The organism is Taibaiella helva (assembly GCF_003545695.1).
Classification (GTDB): domain Bacteria; phylum Bacteroidota; class Bacteroidia; order Chitinophagales; family Chitinophagaceae; genus Taibaiella; species Taibaiella helva.
Genome location: NZ_QUZZ01000002.1, coordinates 387,800 through 406,995, shown reverse-complemented (window position 1 = coordinate 406,995; position 19,196 = coordinate 387,800). Strand labels below are relative to the sequence as shown.

Here is a 19,196-nt window from a genome sequence, read left to right as displayed (position 1 = left end):
GAAATCATATGGAAAGCCAGTATCAGCATTTAAAAGACATTGCCTTCAAGGTGCGGGAGCATATCATCCGTATGGCGGCCAATGGCGGCTGCTTTATCGGGGCCTCGCTCTCCGCAGCAGACCTTATCGTCTTCCTTTACGCCGACTTCTTAAATCTTAATGTCAACAATCTGGACGATCCCAACCGGGATTACCTCTTCCTGTCTAAAGGCCATGATGTACCGGCGCTGTACGGCACGCTGGCCGAGCTGGAGATCATCGGCAGGGAACGGCTGCAACATCACTTATCTATTGACGATCATATCTACTGGCATCCCAATACTCAAGTCGCTGGTATAGAATTCCACTCCGGCTCCCTCGGGCACCTGCCTTCCGTAGCCCTTGGTGTTGCGATCGATATTAAGGTAAGAGGCGGCCAGAATAAAGTGGTCTGCATCCTGGGTGATGGCGAGCTTAACGAGGGTACCTGCTGGGAAGCCGTGTTGGTAGCCAATGCCTACAAGCTCGACAACCTCATCTTTATCGTGGACCGTAACCAGTTCCAGGCCAATATGGCTACAGAAGACCTGATCCCGCTGGAACCCCTTGCAGATAAATTCCGCGCCTTCGGCGCTGAAGTACGGCGTGTCGACGGACATAGCTTCCAGGCCCTGGATGAAGCCCTGAGCCAGTACCCCTTCAGCGAAGGCAAGCTGAATGTGCTGATCGCCGATACCCTGAGGGGTAAAGGACTGCCCAGCATTGAAGGCCGCGCCGACCGCTGGTTCTGCAATTTCAACACAGACGAAACGGAACAGCTGCTGCAGGAGCTGCACGGAGCGCATCAAGCCCAATTAACCTCACAAACCTTAGTCGTACGTTAAGATGAACTACGAACAACTGCTGACCCAAACCGCGCTGAACGATGAGCGCTACATGGTAATGACCGCCGAGAACCGCGCCCTGGTACGTAATATACCAGCTGCTTTGGGGCCACGCTTTATCGACACCGGTATCACGGAGCAGACCATGATCGGCGCTGCTGCGGGCCTGGCCCTGCGTGGCCGTATCCCGGTTGTACACGCGCTCACTGCCTTTCTCACCATGCGCGCCTTCGAGTTTGTCCGCACCGACGTCGGCATACCCGGCCTGCCGGTGAACCTAAGCGGCTTTATTCCCGGCTTTCTTTCCGATGCTAATGGCCCTACCCACCAGGCCATCGAAGATATTGCCCTGATGCGGGGCATCCCCAATATGGAAGTCTATGCCCCGGCAGATGAAGAGGACCTGCTTCTGATGCTGCCGGCGATATGGTCTTCCCCGGCACCCGCCTACGTTCGGATCAATACACGACCTACCGGTCACAAGCATACGCCTTACGAGCCGGGAAAAGCCGAGATTGTCAGCAGAGGCGAGGATATTACGCTGCTCTGCTACGGGCTGCTGTTCGAGCAATGCCTTCAGGCCACAGCCATTTTGCAGGCTGAAGGTAAATCGGTGGGCCTGATCAATATGCGCTCTCTGAAGCCTGTCGATGAAAAAGCCCTTATCGATGCTGCACAGAACAGCAAGCTGCTGATCACCGTGGAAGATCACTTCCTGACCGGCGGTCTCTACAGCATTCTCGCCGAAACACTGCTGAAGCACCGCATCACCACCAATGTTATTCCTTTTGCCCTGAAAGAACGCTGGTTCAAGCCCGCGTTGCTTCCTGATGTGCTGCAATATGAAGGCTTCACCGGCAAACAGATCGCCGAAGAGATCCTGGGCTACGCCATCTCTGAACCGGCGGTCCGGATGAGTCCCTCCGAATTTGCAGAGTAATTTTTTAAAACAATCTTTTCTATGCCGAATACCGTTTCCTTCAACGAGCAATACCCGGAGATCAGCCTCTCCGAAGCTTATTATCAAAGAGCCCTTAATGTACAAAAACCCGTTACCCAGACGCTGGCCAAAGGTCCCGGCCAGTTTACCAAAGGTGTCGCCCCCAAATACCTGCAACGCGGCAAAGGCGCACGGGTATGGGATGTGGACGGCAATGAATATATCGACTACAACAGCGCCATAGGACCTATATCGCTGGGCTATGCCTATCCGAGGGTTGATGAAGCCATCCGTCGCCAGCTGGAAGAAGGCATTACCTTTTCGCTGATGCATCCGCTGGAAGTCGAGCTGTCGGAGCTGTTGCGGGAAGTGATCCCCAATGCCGAAGCGGTGAAGATCACCAAGACCGGCGCCGATGCCTGCTCCGCAGCGATCCGCGTAGCCCGCGCCTTTACCGGGAGAGACAAAGTGTTCTGCTGCGGCTACCACGGCTGGCACGACTGGTATATCGGCATCACCAGCCGCAACGCCGGCATCCCCACGTCCATACAGGACATGACCTATACTTTTGAATACAATGATATCGAATCGGTGAAAGCCGCGCTGGATAATGATGTAGCCGCAGTGATCCTGGAACCGTTCATTTTTGAAGCGCCGAAAGAAGGCTACCTGCAGGAGCTCCTGGACGTATGCCGGGCCAACGGAACCTTGCTCATCTTCGATGAGATGTGGACCGGCTTCCGCATTGCGCTGGGCGGCGCGCAGGAGTATTTTAAGGTAAAGCCAGATCTGGCGGTGTATTCCAAAGCCTGTGCCAACGGCATGCCTATCGCTCTGCTGACCGGTCGTTCCGATGTGATGGAACTGTTCAACAGCGAGGTGTTCAGCTATACCACCTTCGGCGGCGAAGCGCTTTCGCTGGCTGCCTGCGTTGCTACCATAGAAGAGCTGCGCGATAAACAGGTACCGCAATACCTGGATGAAAAAGGCGCCCTGCTGAAGGATGGCTATAACGAGCTGGTGCGCCAGCTGGAAATGGAGCAGTACACGCATTGTATCGGTTACAACTGCCGCAGCATGGTCACCTTCTCCCCCACTGCCGGCAATGCCCTAGAACTGAAAACCCTGATGCAGCAGGAGATGATCAAACGCGGCGTTCTCTGGGCCGGATTCCACAATATGTGCTTCAGCCACACGGATGAGGATATTGCTTATACGCTTGCGGCCTATGCTGATGTATTGCCCCTGGTGAAAGCAGCGATCGAAAGCGGTAATATACAGCAGCACCTTAAAGGCGAAGTGCTGGAAGCCGTATTCCGTAAGGTGAATCATTACAACATTAAACCCAAACCCACACCTGTTGCCGGATAATATGGAACGCTTTTCCCTTAAAGACAAAACGGCCATCGTCACCGGCGCCCTGGGCCTGCTGGGCCGAAAGCATTGCGAAGCGCTGGCTGAAGCCGGCGCGCAGGTGGTGGCTGCCGATATGAATGAAGCCGCAGCACAAACCTTTGCTGCTACCCTGGGCACAGCCCACACCGGCATCGGTGTCGACGTAACGGACAAAGCTTCCGTAACGTCACTCCGCGACAAAGTGCTGGAACGCTACGGCCGCATCGATATCCTGGTCAACAATGCAGCGATCAACGATAAGTTTGAAGATCCCGCTATGGCTGCTTTGCTATCCGCATTTGAACGCTATCCTCTTGACGCCTTTCAACGGTCGATCGATGTGAACATCACCGGGGTGTTCCTTTGTGCGCAGGTACTGGGCACGGTTATGGCCGAACAAGGAAAAGGCAGCATCATCAATATCGCTTCCACCTATGGTATGGTAGGTCCCGACCAGTCGATCTACCGCGATAACGAAGGCGTGCAGACCTTTTACAAATCGGCGGCTTACCCCGTAACCAAAGGTGCCGTGATCAATTTCACCCGCTTCCTGGCGGCCTATTGGGGCAACAAGGGCATAAGGGTCAATACCCTGTCGCCCGGAGGCGTAGAACAGGGACAAGACGATTTTTTCATCCGGAATTATTCCTCAAAAACCTTGCTGGGCCGCATGGCACAACCGGGAGATTACCAGGGAGCCCTGGTGTTCCTGGCCGGAGATGCCTCGGCTTATATGACAGGCGCCAACCTCGTGGTAGATGGCGGCTGGACAGCAATTTAAACCTATTAAAAACTGACAACATGAACAAGAACCTGCTCACAGAAAAAGCAAGCCGTATCCAGTTGTTGCTGACCGACTGCGACGGCGTGCTGACCGACGCCAGCGTATATTATGGCGAGATGGGTGAAACCCTGAAAAAGTTCAACCTGCGCGACGGCATGGCCGTAGAACGCCTGCGCCGCTTTGCCGGTACGGAGACCGGTATCATTTCGGGCGAAAACTCTGCAGCTTTACACCAACGCGCCGAAAAGCTGCGCATCAATGAGCTGCATGGCGGCATTAAAGATAAAGCGGCCCTGCTCAGCGATATCCTCGAGCGCTATCACCTGCTGCCCGAAAACGTGGCCTATATCGGCGACGATCACAACGACCTCGGCATTATGCAGCTGGTAGGGCTTAGCGCCTGCCCGGCCGATGCGCTGCCTGCGGTAAAGCAGCAGGTAGACCTTATCTGCCGCGCCAAAGGCGGCGAGGGCTGCTTCCGCGAGTTTGCCGAGATCATTATCGAAGCCCGCACACACAACAGCCAGGCCTTTGCCGTAAGCCGCGGCGTCACCTTGTCCAACGGCCGTACCATCGACAAAGACCAGCCTTGCTATGTGATCGCCGAGATCGGCATCAATCATAACGGATCGCTTGAGATCGCCAAACAGCTGATCGACGAAGCCGTAGCGGCCAAGGCCTGCGCCGTGAAGTTCCAGAAGCGGACCCCTGAGATCTGTGTTCCCAAGGACCAGTGGGAAGTGATGCGCGATACGCCCTGGGGCCGCATGAGCTATATCGACTATAAACGCAAAACAGAATTCGGTTTCGACGAATACACCGCGATCGATCAATACTGTAAGGAAAAAGGCATCGACTGGTTTGTATCGCCCTGGGATACGGCTTCTGTAGACTTCATGGAGCAATTCGATACCGTGATCTACAAGCTGGCCTCCGCCTCGCTTACCGACTTTGAGCTGATCAAGCGCATCCTGTTCACCGGCAAGCCGCTGATGCTGTCGACCGGCATGAGCACCATGCAGGAGATCGAAGATGCCGTGGCGCTGATCCGCAGCTATGATGAAGAATATCCGCTTCTCATCGCCCACTCCACTTCGGCCTATCCCTGCAAGCTGGAAGAGCTGAACCTGAAAATGATCCCGGTGCTGAGCCGCAAATTCCCAGGCGTACCTATCGGCTACTCAGGGCACGAGACAGGTCTGTCCACCACAGTAACTGCGGTGAGCCTGGGCGCCACTTTTGTAGAGCGTCACTTCACCCTGGACCGCGCCATGTGGGGCTCCGACCATGCGGCATCGGTAGAGCCGCAGGGCTTCCAACGCCTGGTACGGGACATCCGCGACGTAGAGCTGGCCCTGGGCGACGGCATCAAGAAAGTATATGAATCTGAGCTGGGGCCCATGAAGCGCCTCAGGATAAACATTAATCCCGTACAGGCTGAAAACAGGAAAGATGGCATAATGGCATGAGTCAGGAACGGATACTAACGATCACTTCGATCATACTGGCCTGCTGGGCCGTCATTATTATCACCTGGGAACGGCTGTTCCCCTACCGCAAAGGCCTTCCCCTGTTCAGGGAAGGCTTTTGGTTAGACCTGGTATGGTACACCATCATCCAGAGCTTTGTACTAAAGATCGTCATCTTCGATTATATTATCGCACCGCTGCAGCATCACTTCGACTGGTCGCGGTTTCAGGGTGTGAGTCACTGGCCGGTGGCCTTGCAGGTGTTGTTGTTCTTCGTGATGCACGATTTTTATATCTACTGGTTCCACCGCTTCCAGCACAGCAGTAAATTTTTCTGGCGCACCCACGAGGCGCATCATTCGGGCAAGGAAGTAGATTTTCTTTCCGGCTCGCGCTCGCATGTGGTCGAGATCATCATCAACCAGACAATCGAATTCGGCCCGATCATATTGCTGGGCGCCTCACCGGAGGTGATTCCCATCAAAGCCCTGATCGATTCCATGTACGGGATGTTCATTCACGGCAATATCCAGGTCAGGATGGGCAAGCTGAAGTATATTTTCAATTCGCCCGAGCTGCACCTGTGGCACCATGCCAATTACAGGGAAGTGTTCCATGCGAATTTTGCTACAAAGCTTTCCCTATGGGACTATCTTTTCGGCACGGTCTATTTCCCGGGAACAAAGCCGGGGGATCGGCCCGAGAACTGGGGGCTGTATTATGACTATCCGAAGGATTATTTCCTGCAGCATGCCTTTTCTGTAAAACGCTTCGAGGAAAAACGCCTGCTGCGTTACAAATGGTTCCGCTGGTATTATAACCTGCGGCCGGCGCTGCTGAATGTATTCCTGCGCCGGAAGAAGCCGCTGGCGCCAGTTGCTGAATCCGATCTAACGATGACGACGGCAACAACAGAAAAAGAAACGGTAACTGCAGATACTGCGCCCTGAGATTGTTGAGTCTCCGAAACGATATTAAGCTTGTTCGTTCTTTCGACAGGCTCAGCGACCACTAAAGCACCAAAAGAATCAGTCGTTGCGTTGCTGCAACGACTGTCATTAAAAAATAGTAAGATTTGAACAACTGGATCTATTGGGGATACTTATTGCTGGCAGCGCTGATGGAAGCCTTATGGACCTATTCGCTTAAGGTGATGCAGTTCAGGCACCTTAAACAGCTGACCTGGTCCAATTTTTATATCCCGCAAAGCGGCCTGAAGATACTGGCGCCTTTTGCAGGATATATCTGTTTCGGTATCGCCAATGTCTACTTCTTCTCTATGGCTACCCGCCAGATCCCGCTAGCCACGGCATTTGCCGCGTGGACAGGCGCCAGCCTGGTACTGATCAAGCTTTCGGAAGTGATCTTTTTCCAGCAGAAGACCAGCCTGCCCGAAGTCCTTTTCATCCTGATGATCATGGGCGGCATTACCGGTCTTAAATTCTTTGCCCTGAAAAGCTAACGACCCGACATTACTCCTGGGGCACGATCTGTACGCCTCTTATATTCTCTGTCACCTTAAGCCGGTCCAGCCATTCGGGGCGGTCCTTGTGGTTATTCAGTTCGCTTTTCAGGTGGTCGTAGCCGATATAGCTGATCAGTATCTCAGATACTTTTTTCCCTGCTTTAATGGTCTCCTCGTAAAGTTCGTTAATCTGGCGAAGCATAATTCATTTATTTCCTGCAAAAATATCAAACCGCGAAAGTGATGGATACACCTTCAAATAAATTATTGCATTGATAACATTGAGCGTATTAATCTGAGAATAAATACATTGCAATGCACTAACGTTAAATAAAAAAAGTTAAGGGCAGCGCTTTCCGGCGCTGCCCTTTAATGATCTATGTTTTCCAGCGATTACCTGATGACAATCTTACCGGTAAAGGATTGTCCGGGGTACTTCACGGAAAGGAAGTAAATACCATTCTGCAGCTGCGGCAGGAATTGCTGCGGCCGGCTGCCGATGGTCATCCTCTGGCGCCACATTTTGCGGCCCGCGACATCGGTAAGTAACAGCTCCGCTTCTACATCCGCCTTACCATTAAGCGCGATGACCATCTCACCATTACGGGCCGGGTTGGGCGCCAGGATCAGCTCTGATGCATCTTTGCCCCGGCGGCCCACCGGCACTACCTGCGAATAAGTTATTTTGCCATCCCGATCAACCTGGCGCACCCGATACAGGTAGAGGGGCTGTGCCGGATCAATCAGCACATCGGCAAAGTGGTAGCTGATCGCCTTCATGCTGTTGCCTGCGGCATCCACTTTACCTACCGTCGCGAATGCACCTCCTGCAGTAGCCCGCTCCACTTCAAAATAAGCAGTATTGTGCTCGTTCAGGGTTTGCCATTCCACAAGATTGCTGTGCGCATCTTTTACACCGGCGCGCATATAGCCCCAGTTCAGCGGCAAGGGCACAGCTCTCGCCAGCACGATGAAAGTATCGCTGATACAGCTGAAATTGTCGTTCACTACATAAGTGGTCGTATCGGTAGGCCTTACGGTTACCGACTTGGTGTTTGCGCTTACACCCTGCCAGCTATAAGTACCGTTGTAGGCGGCGGTAAGGGTTATGTCGTTGCCGCTGTTCACCTCGAGCGTACGGCTGCGGTTCGCATCCTTCATCATGGTGAACTGGTCGCGGATCACGCCGTCGGCGCAGATCCATTTTGCATCCAGGCGATTGCCTTTGACTTCGAGGATCATGGAGCCGCCGTTCGTGGCATTGGAATAATACATCGCGTTGTACGGGAAGCTGCTCTGCTGGCCGCCCAGCTGGCCTGCCGATCCTGATACTACATAAACCGTTCCCTGGTAATTGGTGGCAGAGTCTTTGATATAAGGGCAGGAATTGGCCGAGCCGTCGTACATACCGCTGGAAGCGCTGAGGTGGTGCACACCGGGATCGAAGCTGGCTTCATTGCCGTAATGGCCTTTCATCAGCTTTGAACGTTCATAGTCGTGGCTGTGGCCGCAAAGAATGAGATCGACCCCCATGCGCTCAAGGATCTGGATGAACTTCTGCCGGATCTGCACCAGGTCGGTCTCATTATCCGAGTTGTGCGAGCCCATAGTATAAGGCGGATGATGCCAGTAGGCCACTACCCATCCTTTGTTGGTATTGCTGGCCAGGTCCTGTTTGATCCATTGTACCTGTGCGCCTGCGGTATCATACATTTTGGAAGCATCAGCCTCTTTACCATAAGAATCCAATGACAGGAAATGTACGTTACCTATATCATAAGCGTAGAAGGCCGGGTTGTTTGACGGGGTACCACCAGCTTCGCCGGCAATGGGCATGGTGAAGTTCTGGTAGTAAGGCGCCAGCGCGTGGTTCGTCACGGAAGGCGAGCTGTTGCTGTTGCCGTAATCGTGGTTACCGGGTGCAGGAAACAAAGGGTTCTGTTTCAGGAACTGGTCTTTGTAGATATTAAAAAACTCGGCCTGGTATTCATTGTCGAGGCCGGTAGAGTAAGCATTATCGCCCAGCAATATCCAGGAGTTCATGTAATTGCTGCCCAGGTAAGCGCTCAGCTGATCCCTTACATTACGCTGGTTGGTCGAGTTGTTGCCGCAATCGCCGATCACGCCGATACGCAGCAAGCTGTCGGCAAGACCGGCTACAGGTAAAGTGTAAAAGTAATTAGCCGTATCGCCCTGCAGGGTATCAGTCAGCGAGCCTACACTATAGAAGTAGCGGGTATAAGGGGTAAGGCCGGTCAGCTTGATGATATGCTCTGTAACAGCCGCCGTATCCTGCACAATCTGGTTCAGGTTGCCGGCAGTGGGGCCGAAACGCACGCGGCTCTTCGCAGGTGCGTCGGTACGCCAGCGGATCACGATGCTGCCGGGTGTGGCGGCATTCAGGTAAGGTCCGCGGAGCAAAGAAGGCGACGGTGGGATCACATGCTCGGTAAGCTCCAGATCGAAGCCCAGATCGGAGCTGGTGCCATCGCGCTGGTGCACTTCAACGGCAATAGTGTTCAAGCCGTTGACCAGGACGCTTTTCGGCACAGAATAATGGAAGTAGGTGGCTTCATCAGCACCGTCGACAATCGCGGCGGAATGGGTGAGGTAGTTATAGGGGCCGGCATCCATATTGCTGCGCAATACTTCTACGCCATTGATGAAGACGACTGCGCCGTCATCACGGAGGATGTTAAGGTCGAGGCTGTCGGTAAGGCTGCCAAGATTGCTTACCGTAAAGGGCTTCCGGAAATAATAGGTGATGTATTTATCGCCGGAATTGGGACCGTAAGTCAGGTTAGTTGCGGGGTTATCGCTGTAGCCCAGCTTGCCCGGGCCGAAGCTCCAGCTGCTGTCGTTGAAAGAAGGCGTTCGCCAGGCCGTATCCTGGTTGCTGCCGTTGTCGAGGTATTTCCACTGGCTTAGCTTAGCAACAGGGAAAGCAGTCACCGGCATTTGCGGTATTGTCGAAGAAGTATACTGCACCACCAGTTTGGCAGCGCCCGCTGCGCCATTATCAAAGGAATTGGCATTGCGCACACCGTCTGTACCGGTGACAAAAAGGACCATGGCATTGCCGCTGGCCCAGCCGGAACGGTTGATCACTGCCTGCACCAGGGTCTTCAGCTCGGGTGTCTTCTGGTCGGGGCCGGCTGCTCCGGCGCTGCCGGTACCCCAGGTGCTGCTGGTGCTGCCGGGCCATAATACAGAATCTGCTACGCGGATGCGTGAGGTAATATTAAAGTTGCCGCTAAAAGTAGCAGGATTATCGGCATCCTGTATGGAGAGATAGGCGTTGCCCAGCACCGGGTTCTTATCGCCTTTGGTGGAAAACTGGACATAAGCATTCTGGATCACCGCGCCGGGAGGAATGGTAATGTTAGTAAAACGTAAGCTGATCATTTGCTTTTTGGTCCCATCCAGCATAATTTCCAGGTCGGAGCTGGTAAGGTCGATGGCGCCCACGGTGCCGGAGCCGCCGGGGACACATTCTTCGGCGTCATCCGAGCCGGCAGCTATGGACCGGTTCAGTGTTATTGTTTGTTGCGCGCCCGCTTCACCCACAGGTACAAGGACGGCAAGCAGGAACAAAAAGGTAGAAATAAATCTCATTGGTTCTGTTTTGTGCGCGCAAAATTCAAAGGTTATTGTTATGCCCTTGTAACGCCTTTCTTAACATACAGTTACCTAATGGTTAACCAGCACAATCCGACATTTATCTATAAGGAATCCTTCAACGCGAGAATAAAGCTTTTGAGCTCGGCAATCTCCGACTTGCTCAGGTTCAGCTTTCGTGCCGATAGCGTTTGCGAAGGCACATTGAGCCCGATGCCTGCACCGCCGCCACGGTTGTAAAATTCGATCAGGTCTTCCAGCGATGCAAAGCTGCCGTTGTGCATATAGGGCGCCGTTTCACCGGCATTGCGCACCGTAGGGGTTTTAAAAGCATATCGGTAAAAGTCAATAGGAAATACCCCGAACCGCCCGCTGTCGGTATCCATTACCGGCTTGTCGAGGCTGCCGTTGGCCGGTGTACCCAGCACTTCCAGCTCGGTACGGTTGAATAAAGGTGGCAAGGTACCATTGAATAAGGGCGCGAAATGACAGGTGCCACAGAGCGCCTTACCCATAAAGAGGTTGAAACCCTTTCGCTGCGCGGCATCCATGGCCTCTCGGTCGCCGTTGAGATAGCGGTCGAAGGCCGAATTGAAAGGATTGAGGGTACGTTCGTAGGCGGCGATGGCCCTGGCGACCAGGGCCGGTGTTATTTGTTTACCGGCTTGCGGAAACGCTTTCCGGAACAGGAGCCTGTAGGTCTTGTTATCCAGCTTCCGGGCTACTGCATCCAGGTCGCTGTGCATCTCGTCAGGATTTAGCAGCACGGTATAGACCTGCTTTTCAAGAGAAGAATCGCGGGCGTCGAAGAATTGTCCGTATTGATAGGTGCTGTACAACAAGGAAGGTGCATTCCTACGGGTAGCAGCTTTCTCATCGATAGTAAGACTGCCTTTCAGGCCATCGGTAAAATACCGTTCCGGCTTATGGCAGGTAGCGCAGCTGCGGGTATTATTACCCGATAGCCGCTTATCGCTGAACAACATTTTACCCAGGGCCATCAGGCCGGCGGCAGTATCGCTCAGCGCCCGGCTGTCGAAGGCGCCCGGGTTCAGCGCATCGGGACGGAACAGGTGCCGGGCGTTATAATTGAAAGCACCACCGGCGCCAATGCCGGGATATTGCTGGCGCAGGTAATGGTTCAGGTGCTCCTGTGCCGGCAGCAGCGCATCGGTCAGTAAAGCCAGGCGGTCGAACTGGTCAAATGCCACAGGTGCTTGTAGTAAAGCAATTGCTTTGCCGAGATAGCGTAAAGCACTGTCGGCATAGACATTGCCTTCATCGCCGGCCTTTGCCTGCAAGGCTTCTTTCAAAGACTGTAAGGCCACGGCAGCTTCGGAAAGGCCCGACTTACAGAGCGGGGCATCGTATCCGGTAATGCCCAGCGCCAAGACGCGGATAAGCTCCTGGCCCAGGCTTTCGGCCACCTGCTGCCCACCGGCCCGGAACCCATAGACGGTAGCGGGAATATCGGCTGCCGTAGATTGCACCACGGTGGCTTGTTCGAGCAACGCCGGCTTCATAGCAACAGGATCCTCGCTGTACAGCAGGTCTTCGATCACCTGCAGGCCTACGGGCGATTGGTATTCCATGTAAGGCTCTTCAATCTCATGTACCGGCGCCCGGTTGTACAGGTTCACCGGGTAAGCGAAGAAGTACTCCATGAAGTACTCGATCTTTTTGTAGGAAAGGCGGCAGCGGACCAGGGCCTGCCGGGCACGGGCAACGCTGGCCGTATCTGACGCCGAAAGCCCGCCGATAGACATCTTCAGCCCGGACGCCGTGGCGGAAAAATTTTGTGCATCGCGCAGGAACTGCGACAGGCAATATGCCGCCCAGGAATCTTCAGGCGCATCGTTCACTTTGAGCGCAGACAGGGTATAGATCAGGAAGATGCCGGAGCACAGGGCCAGGCCCCATTTCAACAACTGCTTCATAAAATGGCGGCAGTGGCGCTGCCGGGCGCGCGAAGGTCCGCCTGGAGTATAACCAGAATGTTAAGCGCGGGTTACCAAACCATTTCCACATCGTAAAAAACAGCCAACATGCATCATATTTCTTCGCATATCAACTATAAAAATGATCTATTCCGGAAAAGCAAATTCTCAATATTAAGTAATTATTAATTTTCCGTAACTTTAGGTAATTAAAGAAATAGGCATGAAAAAAATGCTGCTCCTGTTCTACTCCTGCTTTCTCCTGTGGTTTCCCCGGGGGGCGGAGCTTCGTGCCCAGGACAGCATACAGCGCATTCATTTCACCTTCTACGGCGATACCCTGGACGTAAAGCTGGACCAGTGGCACTTCACCGATTTCCATGATCCTATTTCCAATGGCGCTATCCGGGAGTTTTACGACAGCTTCAACACCAACCATTATCAACCGTTGATTGATGCCCTGCTGGCCTGCAAAGAGAAGAACCAGCTCAACGACTGGCTGTATTACCAGCTGATCCGGAAAATGGCCCAGCAGCTAAGCCCCAAAAAGGATAACTATCACCGGTACACACTGTACAAATGGTTCCTTCTCAATAAATCGGGCTACGATGCCACACTGGCCCTACGCGGCGATGTATTGCTCTTTTATGTGCAAAGCGACGAGAATATTTATGATATTCCCTATTATCAGAAAAGGGGTAAACAATATGTCTGCCTCAACTACCACGATTACGGGCAGATTGATTTCGCAGCGCAGGAACCCAACGAGGTGACCGTGAAGATACCGGAAGGCCGGAAAGCCTTTTCGTACAAGATCACCCGTATGCCGCAATTTACCGATGCTGATTACGAGGAGAAGGATATTCAGTTTGACTATAAAAACAAAAGCTACCTGTTCAGGATCAAGGTCAACAGCCAGGTACAAACATTGTTTGCCAATTATCCTGTGGTCGATTACGAGTCCTATTTCAATATCCCATTAAGCAATAAGACCTACAATACGCTCATTCCCGAGCTGCGCAATACGCTTAAAGGTATGGACCAGCGCAAAGGTGTCGACTACCTGATGCGGTTTACCCGCAACGCTTTTTCCTATGAGAACGACCAAGATAACTTTGGCAAGGAGAAACGCCTGTCGCCCGAGCAAACCCTGCTCAACCGCTACAGCGATTGCGACGATCGCGCAGCCCTGTTTTTCTGCCTGGTGAAAGAGATCTACAACCTGCCGATGATCGTGCTGGCCTATCCACATCATGTAACCATCGCAGTAAAATTCGACAAGCCCAAAGGCTCTGTGATCCGCTATAAGAACGGCGAATATTCCGTATGCGAACCTACTCCTCAGCTGAAAGATCTTTCCGTAGGCGAGCTTTCGCCCAAGCTGAAAGACGAGCCGTACCAGGTCGCTTACGAGTATGATCCTGCTCCATAAGACCAGGAACCAGCGCACAGCTATCGCCGGTGAACGGAACGCCTCTATTTACGCGGTGGCGGTGGTGGCGGGTCAATAGGAACGGCATCCCAGTTGGGACATTCAATGGAAAATAAGGGGCCGCCTTCAACCTTGATATTCCGGTCTGCAGCGATACGGGGTACCAGCATTTCAATTGCTTCTTCTTCACGAATGCCAAAATGCTCCCTGAATCGCTTGGTTCTCGCCTGCTGTAAAAGCGCGCTCTGATCCCTGAGCACTTCCGGCAAGGTATCCAGCGCTATAGCTTGTTTTTCCAGGACTTCGCTGCCTATGGTATATCGCTTGTCTTTCCAGGTAATATTGACGCTGCGTTGTTCCAGGAAAGCATCCTCGTTGACCACAACCGCCACCCTGCCCTTTCCTCCCGGGAGCGTATAAGCATAACAATCCACCAGACCACGCTCTCCGTCTGTTTTGCCGGTATTCAATGCGATCGTTATTTCGCCGGTCTCTTTCCGCGGTAGCACGACCGATTGCGTATTTTCATAGGAGCATGCCGGTTCTTTTTCAAATACAGGCATAAATTCCTGCTCCGCTTTCCCTTCTTTTCCGATATTGACGAAGGCTTGCTTATTGCCGAAACCCTGGAAACTGAAATCTATCTGCTCCTTTTCCGGACCCCACACATACACTTCAACCGCATCCATTTTTCCGAAGGTCAACGCAGCCGTGTGCTGATCCGTCTCCCGCCAGGTACCCCAACGATAATGGTAACCGCTGAACAGGTAGAAACGGCCCGATTCCTCCAGTACCAGGCGGATATTGCCCAGCTCCTTATCCTTGGAAGGTAAAATATATAGCCCCGCAAAGCGGGCAAAGGCGGTGCTGCTGCACAGCACGACGAGCAAGGGCAAGAAGAATAATTTCATGAGCGCAAGGGTTAAAGAGCGCAGGGCAGCCTATCCTGCTTACAGGAAAACAAAAAAGGTTCCGTACAGCTCCAAATATACAGATCGTCCTTGCCGGGAAGAGGCAATACCTTGTGAAAATAATTAAAAAGTGCTCTGCTAGATATTGCTACAATAAATCCATACGCGCCGCGGCTGCTTCCTGAGGCGTATGGCTTATTCTGCCGCCCGGCCGATATTGTAAGGGAACTCCTGCGCAGTAAGGCTTCTGAACAAATTCTGGAACTGGTGCAGGTATTGCACATGTGGCAAGGGGATCACCGATCCGTTCTCGTGCACGATGGCGATGGCGCCGGGCGCTTGTATCAGCAGCGAGTGTTCGCCGAAGGCCAGTCCGCCGATCATCTGCGTCAGCCGTTCCAGCGAGCAGGGAAAAATCTCTGCTGCGGTATAAGCAAGGCCGGTGTTATCCCGGTCGGCCCTGGCCATGACCTGCTTTTCCACCAGCTGAAGAGAAAGCACCCTCAGGTAGCGGCCGGTATCCGGCTGCGTCGGGTCGTCCTCCCGGCAGGGATGAATATAATTGCCCGCTCTCAAATCCATTATATCGATCATGAATACCGCTTTTCCGGCAAAGCTACGTACAGACATTCAATAAGCTAGAGGATTCTTTGCCCCATTGTGCTCCGAACAATACCCGCATAATCTTGTTGTACTACCGCAGACCAAGCAACGCTATTCATGAAGCATTTTGATGCCCTTGTTATCGGATCGGGCCAGGCAGGAACACCATTAGCCATCCAGATGGCCCATGCCGGTTATACGACCGCGCTGATCGAAAAAAGAGCCGTAGGCGGCACCTGTATCAACGATGGCTGCATTCCCAGCAAAAGCCTGATCGCCTCGGCCAAAACGGCCTATACCGTAGCCCATGCTCCGGAGCTCGGCATCTATAATACCGACGCTTTCCGGGTTCATTTCAATGAAATTATCGAAAGAAAACGCGGCATTGTTTCCCGCTTCCGCAATGGCAGCGAACGGTCCCTGGAAAAGACCTCCAACCTGGAGCTGATCATGGGCATTGCTGCATTCAGCGGCGATAAAGAAGTAACTGTAACCGGTATCGACGGCAGGCAGCAGGTCCTTACGGCCGATTATATCTTCATCAATACCGGCGCAAGGCCCTTTATCCCTCCTCTTCCCGGGCTGGAGGAAAGCGGTTATCTCACGTCGACTTCCGTTATGGAGCTCGATGAGCTGCCACAGCACCTCATTATCCTTGGCGCCGGCTATGTAAGCCTGGAAATGGGGCAGGCGTTCCGTCGCTTCGGCAGCCAGGTTACCCTTATCGAAAGCAAAAGTCATATTCTTGACAAAGAGGATGAGGATATCCGCCAGGCGGTGGCTGGCTTCCTGGAAGAGGAAGGCATTACGCTGCTTACCGATGCCCGCGTGGAAGAGGTAAGCCGCAACAGCAAGCAGGATATCGTGCTACGCATAGAGAAGAACGGCATTCCTGCCATCGTCACCGGCAGCCACCTGCTGGTTGCAGCCGGTCGTCAACCCAACTCGGATATACTGCAGCCCGAGAAAGCCGGCATCATACCGGATGCGCATGGTTATATAAAAGTAAATGATAGACTCGAGACCAGCGCAGACCGTATATTCGCCCTGGGAGATGCGAACGGCGGACCGGCGTTTACACACATTTCCTATAATGATTACCGGATCGTGTACCGCAACCTGGTGGAAGGCGCATCCCTTTCGACAAAAGATCGCATTGTACCCTACTGTATGTTTACCGACCCGGAACTGGGCAGAGTAGGCCTTACAGAAAAGGAAGCGCGGGCAAAAGGCTTACGCATCAAGGTGGCCCGGCTGGAAATGGAGAAAGCTACCCGCGGCATCATCGATCATAAGCCGAAGGGTCTGCTGAAAGCCATCGTGGACGAAGATTCGGGCAAGATACTGGGCGCGGCATTGCTGTGCAACAATGGCGGAGAGATCATGAGCGTGCTGCAAATGGCTATGGTGGCCGGCTTCAGCTACGAGCAGGTAAAGGAGCATATGTTTGCGCACCCCACCCTTTCGGAATCATTGAACAACTTATTCTTTTCGTTGGAACTATAGCAGGATATACATGAATTTTCAGGAAACCTATCAGAAATTAAGAGCACGCACCCTGGCTATCTGCGCATCCCTCAGCCCGGAAGATCATGTGGTGCAACCCGTAGTAGATGTGAGCCCGCCCAAATGGCACCTGGGTCATACTACCTGGTTCTTCGAGACCTTCGTGCTGGCGCCGCACCAGCCGGGCTATGCTGTTTTCGACCCGGAGTACAACTATGTTTTCAACAGCTACTATGAAACCGTTGGCGCCCGTGTGATCCGCACCGACAGGGGCAACCTCAGCCGTCCAACAGTGGAAGAGGTGCGGCGCTACCGCAGCTATGTCGATGAAGCCATGACCGCTTTCCTGGCTAATGAAGAGACGCTGCCGGAAGACCTGCAGGCTATCCTCCGGCTGGGCTTCAACCACGAGGAGCAGCACCAGGAGCTATTGATCACCGATATTAAATATATACTGGGACACAATCCCCTGCTGCCTGCTTATACCACCGCCTACGAAAGGCCCGTCGTGAAGGACATTGCAGAAAAAGCCTGGATCGATGTGGCGGAAGGCGTGTACGAGATCGGCGCTACCGGCCAGTCGTTCTGCTTCGACAATGAGCTGAGCCGTCATAAAGTCTATGCCCGGGCTTATGCGATAAGGGATACGCCGGTGACCAACGAAGAATTTATGGCTTTCATCGCAGATAAGGGCTACCAGGATTTCCGGCACTGGCATTCGGATGGATGGGCCTGGGTAAAGCAGCATCAGGTGCAGGCGCCGCTGTACTGGCAGCAGATAGAAGATGCCTGGTATCACTACACTCCTGAAGGATTGACACTGGTCCCGCTGAAGCAGCCGGTATGCCATATCAGCTATTACGAAGCCTGGGCCTTTGCTGCCTGGGCCGGCTATCGCCTGCCCACGGAAGCGGAATGGGAGATCGCCAGCGACCGCTTCGACTGGGGCGCCCGCTGGGAATGGACCGAAAGCGCTTACCTGCCCTATCCCGGTTTCGCCAAGGCTGAAGGCGCTATCGGCGAGTACAATGGCAAGTTCATGGTGAACCAGATGGTGCTGCGCGGCGCCTCCGAAGCAACCACACCGGGGCACAGCCGCAATACCTACCGCAATTTTTTCCAGCCCGAGCTACGATGGCAGTTTACCGGCATTCGCCTGGCCCGGTCATTGTAAACTAAACCCATCCGGATCCCGATCCGGACCGTCAATCAAATCAATACGCAAGTATGAAATCAACGATAGCACAAGACAAAACATGCATGTCGGTACCGGATAATCATTTTCGCAGGGATGTGATCAGGGGATTGTCTGCACGGCAGAAATACCTTGAGCCTAAATATTTTTACGACGCTACGGGCGACAGGCTGTTCCAGCAGATCATGGAAAGCCCCGAGTATTACCTCACCAACGCTGAGCTCGAAATACTGCAAAGGCAGAGCAATGCGATACTCGGCTCGTGCCTGCAATACCAGCGACGATTCGATATCGTAGAGCTGGGCGCCGGCGACGCTTCCAAGTCGCTGTTCCTGCTGGAGCAGGCTTTGCAGCGCGGCATCAGTAATCATTATTACCCTATCGATATCTCTGGAAATGTGATCGGACAGCTGGAACAAAACATTCCCGGCAAGCTGCCCGGCCTGGCAGTCAAAGGCTTTACCGGCGAATACTTTCATATGCTGGATGAGCTGGCCCGCTACAGCCAGGGCCCCAAGCTGGTCCTGTTTCTCGGCGCCACGATCGGCAATATGCAACCCGAAGAAGCGCTGCATTTCTGCCGCGAACTGCATACCTATCTTAACGAGGGCGACCTGTTGCTTATCGGCTTCGATCTGAAGAAAGACCCTTCGGTGATCCTGGATGCCTACAACGATGCGGCCGGCATTACGCGTGAGTTCAACCTGAACCTGCTGCGCCGGATCAACCGGGAGCTGGAAGGTAACTTCGACCTGGAAAAATTCAGGCACTACCCGGTGTATGATCCCGGAACCGGGGCCTGCAAAAGCTACCTCATCAGCACCGAAGCGCAGAAAGTGACGTTGTGCGGCGATACGGAGATCTCGTTCGATAAAGATGAAGCGATCTATATGGAAGTATCGCAGAAGTACGATATGCGCCAGATCGAGCAGATGGCGCGTAAATCAGGCTTTGCACCAGTACAGCATTTCTATGACCGGGAAAAGCGCTTCGTCGATACGCTCTGGACCGTGCCTTCACTGAAAACAGTACTGGGCAATCATTAAACTTGTTTTCAATAACAATAAGGCCAGGTAAC

The 19,196-nt window shown here is 53.4% G+C and carries 16 protein-coding genes; 11 read left to right on the top strand and 5 right to left on the bottom strand.

Features of this window, described 5'->3' with window-relative positions:
* Nucleotides 1-8 precede the first annotated feature (8 nt).
* The 7 genes from DZC79_RS04530 (at nt 9) to DZC79_RS04500 (ending at nt 6,913) form a co-directional block, all read left to right on the top strand.
* Nucleotides 9-863: a transketolase gene (locus DZC79_RS04530; RefSeq protein WP_118950361.1), complete on the top strand. Its 855-nt coding sequence runs from the start codon at nt 9-11 to the stop codon at nt 861-863.
* Nucleotide 864: 1 nt separating this feature from the next.
* Nucleotides 865-1,803, top strand: a complete 939-nt coding sequence (locus DZC79_RS04525) for a transketolase family protein (RefSeq protein WP_118950360.1) — start codon at nt 865-867, stop codon at nt 1,801-1,803.
* A 21-nt stretch (nt 1,804-1,824) separates the two neighbouring features.
* Complete coding sequence (locus tag DZC79_RS04520) at nt 1,825-3,174, top strand: aminotransferase class III-fold pyridoxal phosphate-dependent enzyme (protein ID WP_118950359.1); 1,350 nt, start codon at nt 1,825-1,827, stop codon at nt 3,172-3,174.
* Nucleotide 3,175: 1 nt separating this feature from the next.
* Nucleotides 3,176-3,979 (top strand): SDR family oxidoreductase, encoded by an 804-nt coding sequence (locus DZC79_RS04515; RefSeq protein WP_118950522.1) that lies wholly within the window; start codon nt 3,176-3,178, stop codon nt 3,977-3,979.
* A 20-nt stretch (nt 3,980-3,999) separates the two neighbouring features.
* Entirely contained in the window at nt 4,000-5,451 is a 1,452-nt protein-coding gene (locus tag DZC79_RS04510; RefSeq protein WP_118950358.1) for an N-acetylneuraminate synthase family protein, read from the top strand.
* Nucleotides 5,448-6,401, top strand: a complete 954-nt coding sequence (locus DZC79_RS04505; RefSeq protein WP_118950357.1) for a sterol desaturase family protein — start codon at nt 5,448-5,450, stop codon at nt 6,399-6,401. Before DZC79_RS04510 ends, DZC79_RS04505 begins: the two co-directional genes overlap by 4 nt.
* Before the next feature lie 125 nt (nt 6,402-6,526).
* Nucleotides 6,527-6,913 (top strand): DMT family transporter, encoded by a 387-nt coding sequence (locus DZC79_RS04500; protein ID WP_198666770.1) that lies wholly within the window; start codon nt 6,527-6,529, stop codon nt 6,911-6,913.
* 10 nt (nt 6,914-6,923) lie between these two features.
* Here the strand turns inward: DZC79_RS04500 and DZC79_RS04495 are convergent, their stop codons facing one another.
* From DZC79_RS04495 to DZC79_RS04485, 3 genes are all read right to left on the bottom strand, one after another.
* The gene (locus tag DZC79_RS04495; RefSeq protein ID WP_118950356.1) at nt 6,924-7,118 is read right to left on the bottom strand and encodes a hypothetical protein; all 195 of its coding nucleotides are present in this window, start codon (nt 7,116-7,118) and stop codon (nt 6,924-6,926) included.
* Between the two features lie 191 nt (nt 7,119-7,309).
* On the bottom strand, nt 7,310-10,531 hold the full coding sequence (locus tag DZC79_RS21100; RefSeq protein WP_157976920.1) for a metallophosphoesterase: 3,222 nt from the start codon (nt 10,529-10,531) through the stop codon (nt 7,310-7,312).
* Between the two features lie 107 nt (nt 10,532-10,638).
* Nucleotides 10,639-12,471, bottom strand: a complete 1,833-nt coding sequence (locus DZC79_RS04485) for a cytochrome-c peroxidase (RefSeq protein ID WP_198666769.1) — start codon at nt 12,469-12,471, stop codon at nt 10,639-10,641.
* 223 nt (nt 12,472-12,694) lie between these two features.
* Between DZC79_RS04485 and DZC79_RS04480 the strand changes: the two genes are divergently transcribed.
* Nucleotides 12,695-13,903: a hypothetical protein gene (locus DZC79_RS04480; protein ID WP_198666768.1), complete on the top strand. Its 1,209-nt coding sequence runs from the start codon at nt 12,695-12,697 to the stop codon at nt 13,901-13,903.
* 44 nt (nt 13,904-13,947) lie between these two features.
* Here the strand turns inward: DZC79_RS04480 and DZC79_RS04475 are convergent, their stop codons facing one another.
* Together DZC79_RS04475 and DZC79_RS04470 are read right to left on the bottom strand one after the other, a co-directional pair.
* Nucleotides 13,948-14,814 (bottom strand): hypothetical protein, encoded by an 867-nt coding sequence (locus DZC79_RS04475; protein WP_118950355.1) that lies wholly within the window; start codon nt 14,812-14,814, stop codon nt 13,948-13,950.
* A 195-nt stretch (nt 14,815-15,009) separates the two neighbouring features.
* Nucleotides 15,010-15,408: a hypothetical protein gene (locus tag DZC79_RS04470; RefSeq protein ID WP_157976919.1), complete on the bottom strand. Its 399-nt coding sequence runs from the start codon at nt 15,406-15,408 to the stop codon at nt 15,010-15,012.
* A 126-nt stretch (nt 15,409-15,534) separates the two neighbouring features.
* Here DZC79_RS04470 and DZC79_RS04465 point away from each other — a divergent pair, with 126 nt between their 5' ends.
* The 3 genes from DZC79_RS04465 to egtD are packed head-to-tail and all read left to right on the top strand — an operon-like array spanning nt 15,535 to nt 19,164.
* Nucleotides 15,535-16,923: a mercuric reductase gene (locus DZC79_RS04465; RefSeq protein ID WP_118950353.1), complete on the top strand. Its 1,389-nt coding sequence runs from the start codon at nt 15,535-15,537 to the stop codon at nt 16,921-16,923.
* Nucleotides 16,924-16,933: 10 nt separating this feature from the next.
* A complete protein-coding gene (egtB, locus tag DZC79_RS04460) occupies nt 16,934-18,097 on the top strand; it encodes an ergothioneine biosynthesis protein EgtB (RefSeq protein ID WP_118950352.1) in 1,164 nt (387 codons plus the stop codon).
* Between the two features lie 53 nt (nt 18,098-18,150).
* Complete coding sequence (gene egtD, locus DZC79_RS04455; RefSeq protein ID WP_118950351.1) at nt 18,151-19,164, top strand: L-histidine N(alpha)-methyltransferase; 1,014 nt, start codon at nt 18,151-18,153, stop codon at nt 19,162-19,164.
* Nucleotides 19,165-19,196 lie beyond the last annotated feature (32 nt).

Coding starts and splice junctions, on each gene's coding strand:
- DZC79_RS04470 (WP_157976919.1), bottom strand. CDS start 15,408: ATGATCGATATAATGGATTTGAGAGCGGGCAATTATATTCATCCCTGC.
- DZC79_RS21100 (WP_157976920.1), bottom strand. CDS start 10,531: ATGAGATTTATTTCTACCTTTTTGTTCCTGCTTGCCGTCCTTGTACCT.
- DZC79_RS04495 (WP_118950356.1), bottom strand. CDS start 7,118: ATGCTTCGCCAGATTAACGAACTTTACGAGGAGACCATTAAAGCAGGG.
- DZC79_RS04505 (WP_118950357.1), top strand. CDS start 5,448: ATGAGTCAGGAACGGATACTAACGATCACTTCGATCATACTGGCCTGC.
- DZC79_RS04515 (WP_118950522.1), top strand. CDS start 3,176: ATGGAACGCTTTTCCCTTAAAGACAAAACGGCCATCGTCACCGGCGCC.
- egtD (WP_118950351.1), top strand. CDS start 18,151: ATGAAATCAACGATAGCACAAGACAAAACATGCATGTCGGTACCGGAT.
- DZC79_RS04485 (WP_198666769.1), bottom strand. CDS start 12,471: ATGAAGCAGTTGTTGAAATGGGGCCTGGCCCTGTGCTCCGGCATCTTC.
- DZC79_RS04475 (WP_118950355.1), bottom strand. CDS start 14,814: ATGAAATTATTCTTCTTGCCCTTGCTCGTCGTGCTGTGCAGCAGCACC.
- DZC79_RS04510 (WP_118950358.1), top strand. CDS start 4,000: ATGAACAAGAACCTGCTCACAGAAAAAGCAAGCCGTATCCAGTTGTTG.
- DZC79_RS04465 (WP_118950353.1), top strand. CDS start 15,535: ATGAAGCATTTTGATGCCCTTGTTATCGGATCGGGCCAGGCAGGAACA.
- DZC79_RS04520 (WP_118950359.1), top strand. CDS start 1,825: ATGCCGAATACCGTTTCCTTCAACGAGCAATACCCGGAGATCAGCCTC.
- DZC79_RS04525 (WP_118950360.1), top strand. CDS start 865: ATGAACTACGAACAACTGCTGACCCAAACCGCGCTGAACGATGAGCGC.
- DZC79_RS04530 (WP_118950361.1), top strand. CDS start 9: ATGGAAAGCCAGTATCAGCATTTAAAAGACATTGCCTTCAAGGTGCGG.
- egtB (WP_118950352.1), top strand. CDS start 16,934: ATGAATTTTCAGGAAACCTATCAGAAATTAAGAGCACGCACCCTGGCT.
- DZC79_RS04480 (WP_198666768.1), top strand. CDS start 12,695: ATGAAAAAAATGCTGCTCCTGTTCTACTCCTGCTTTCTCCTGTGGTTT.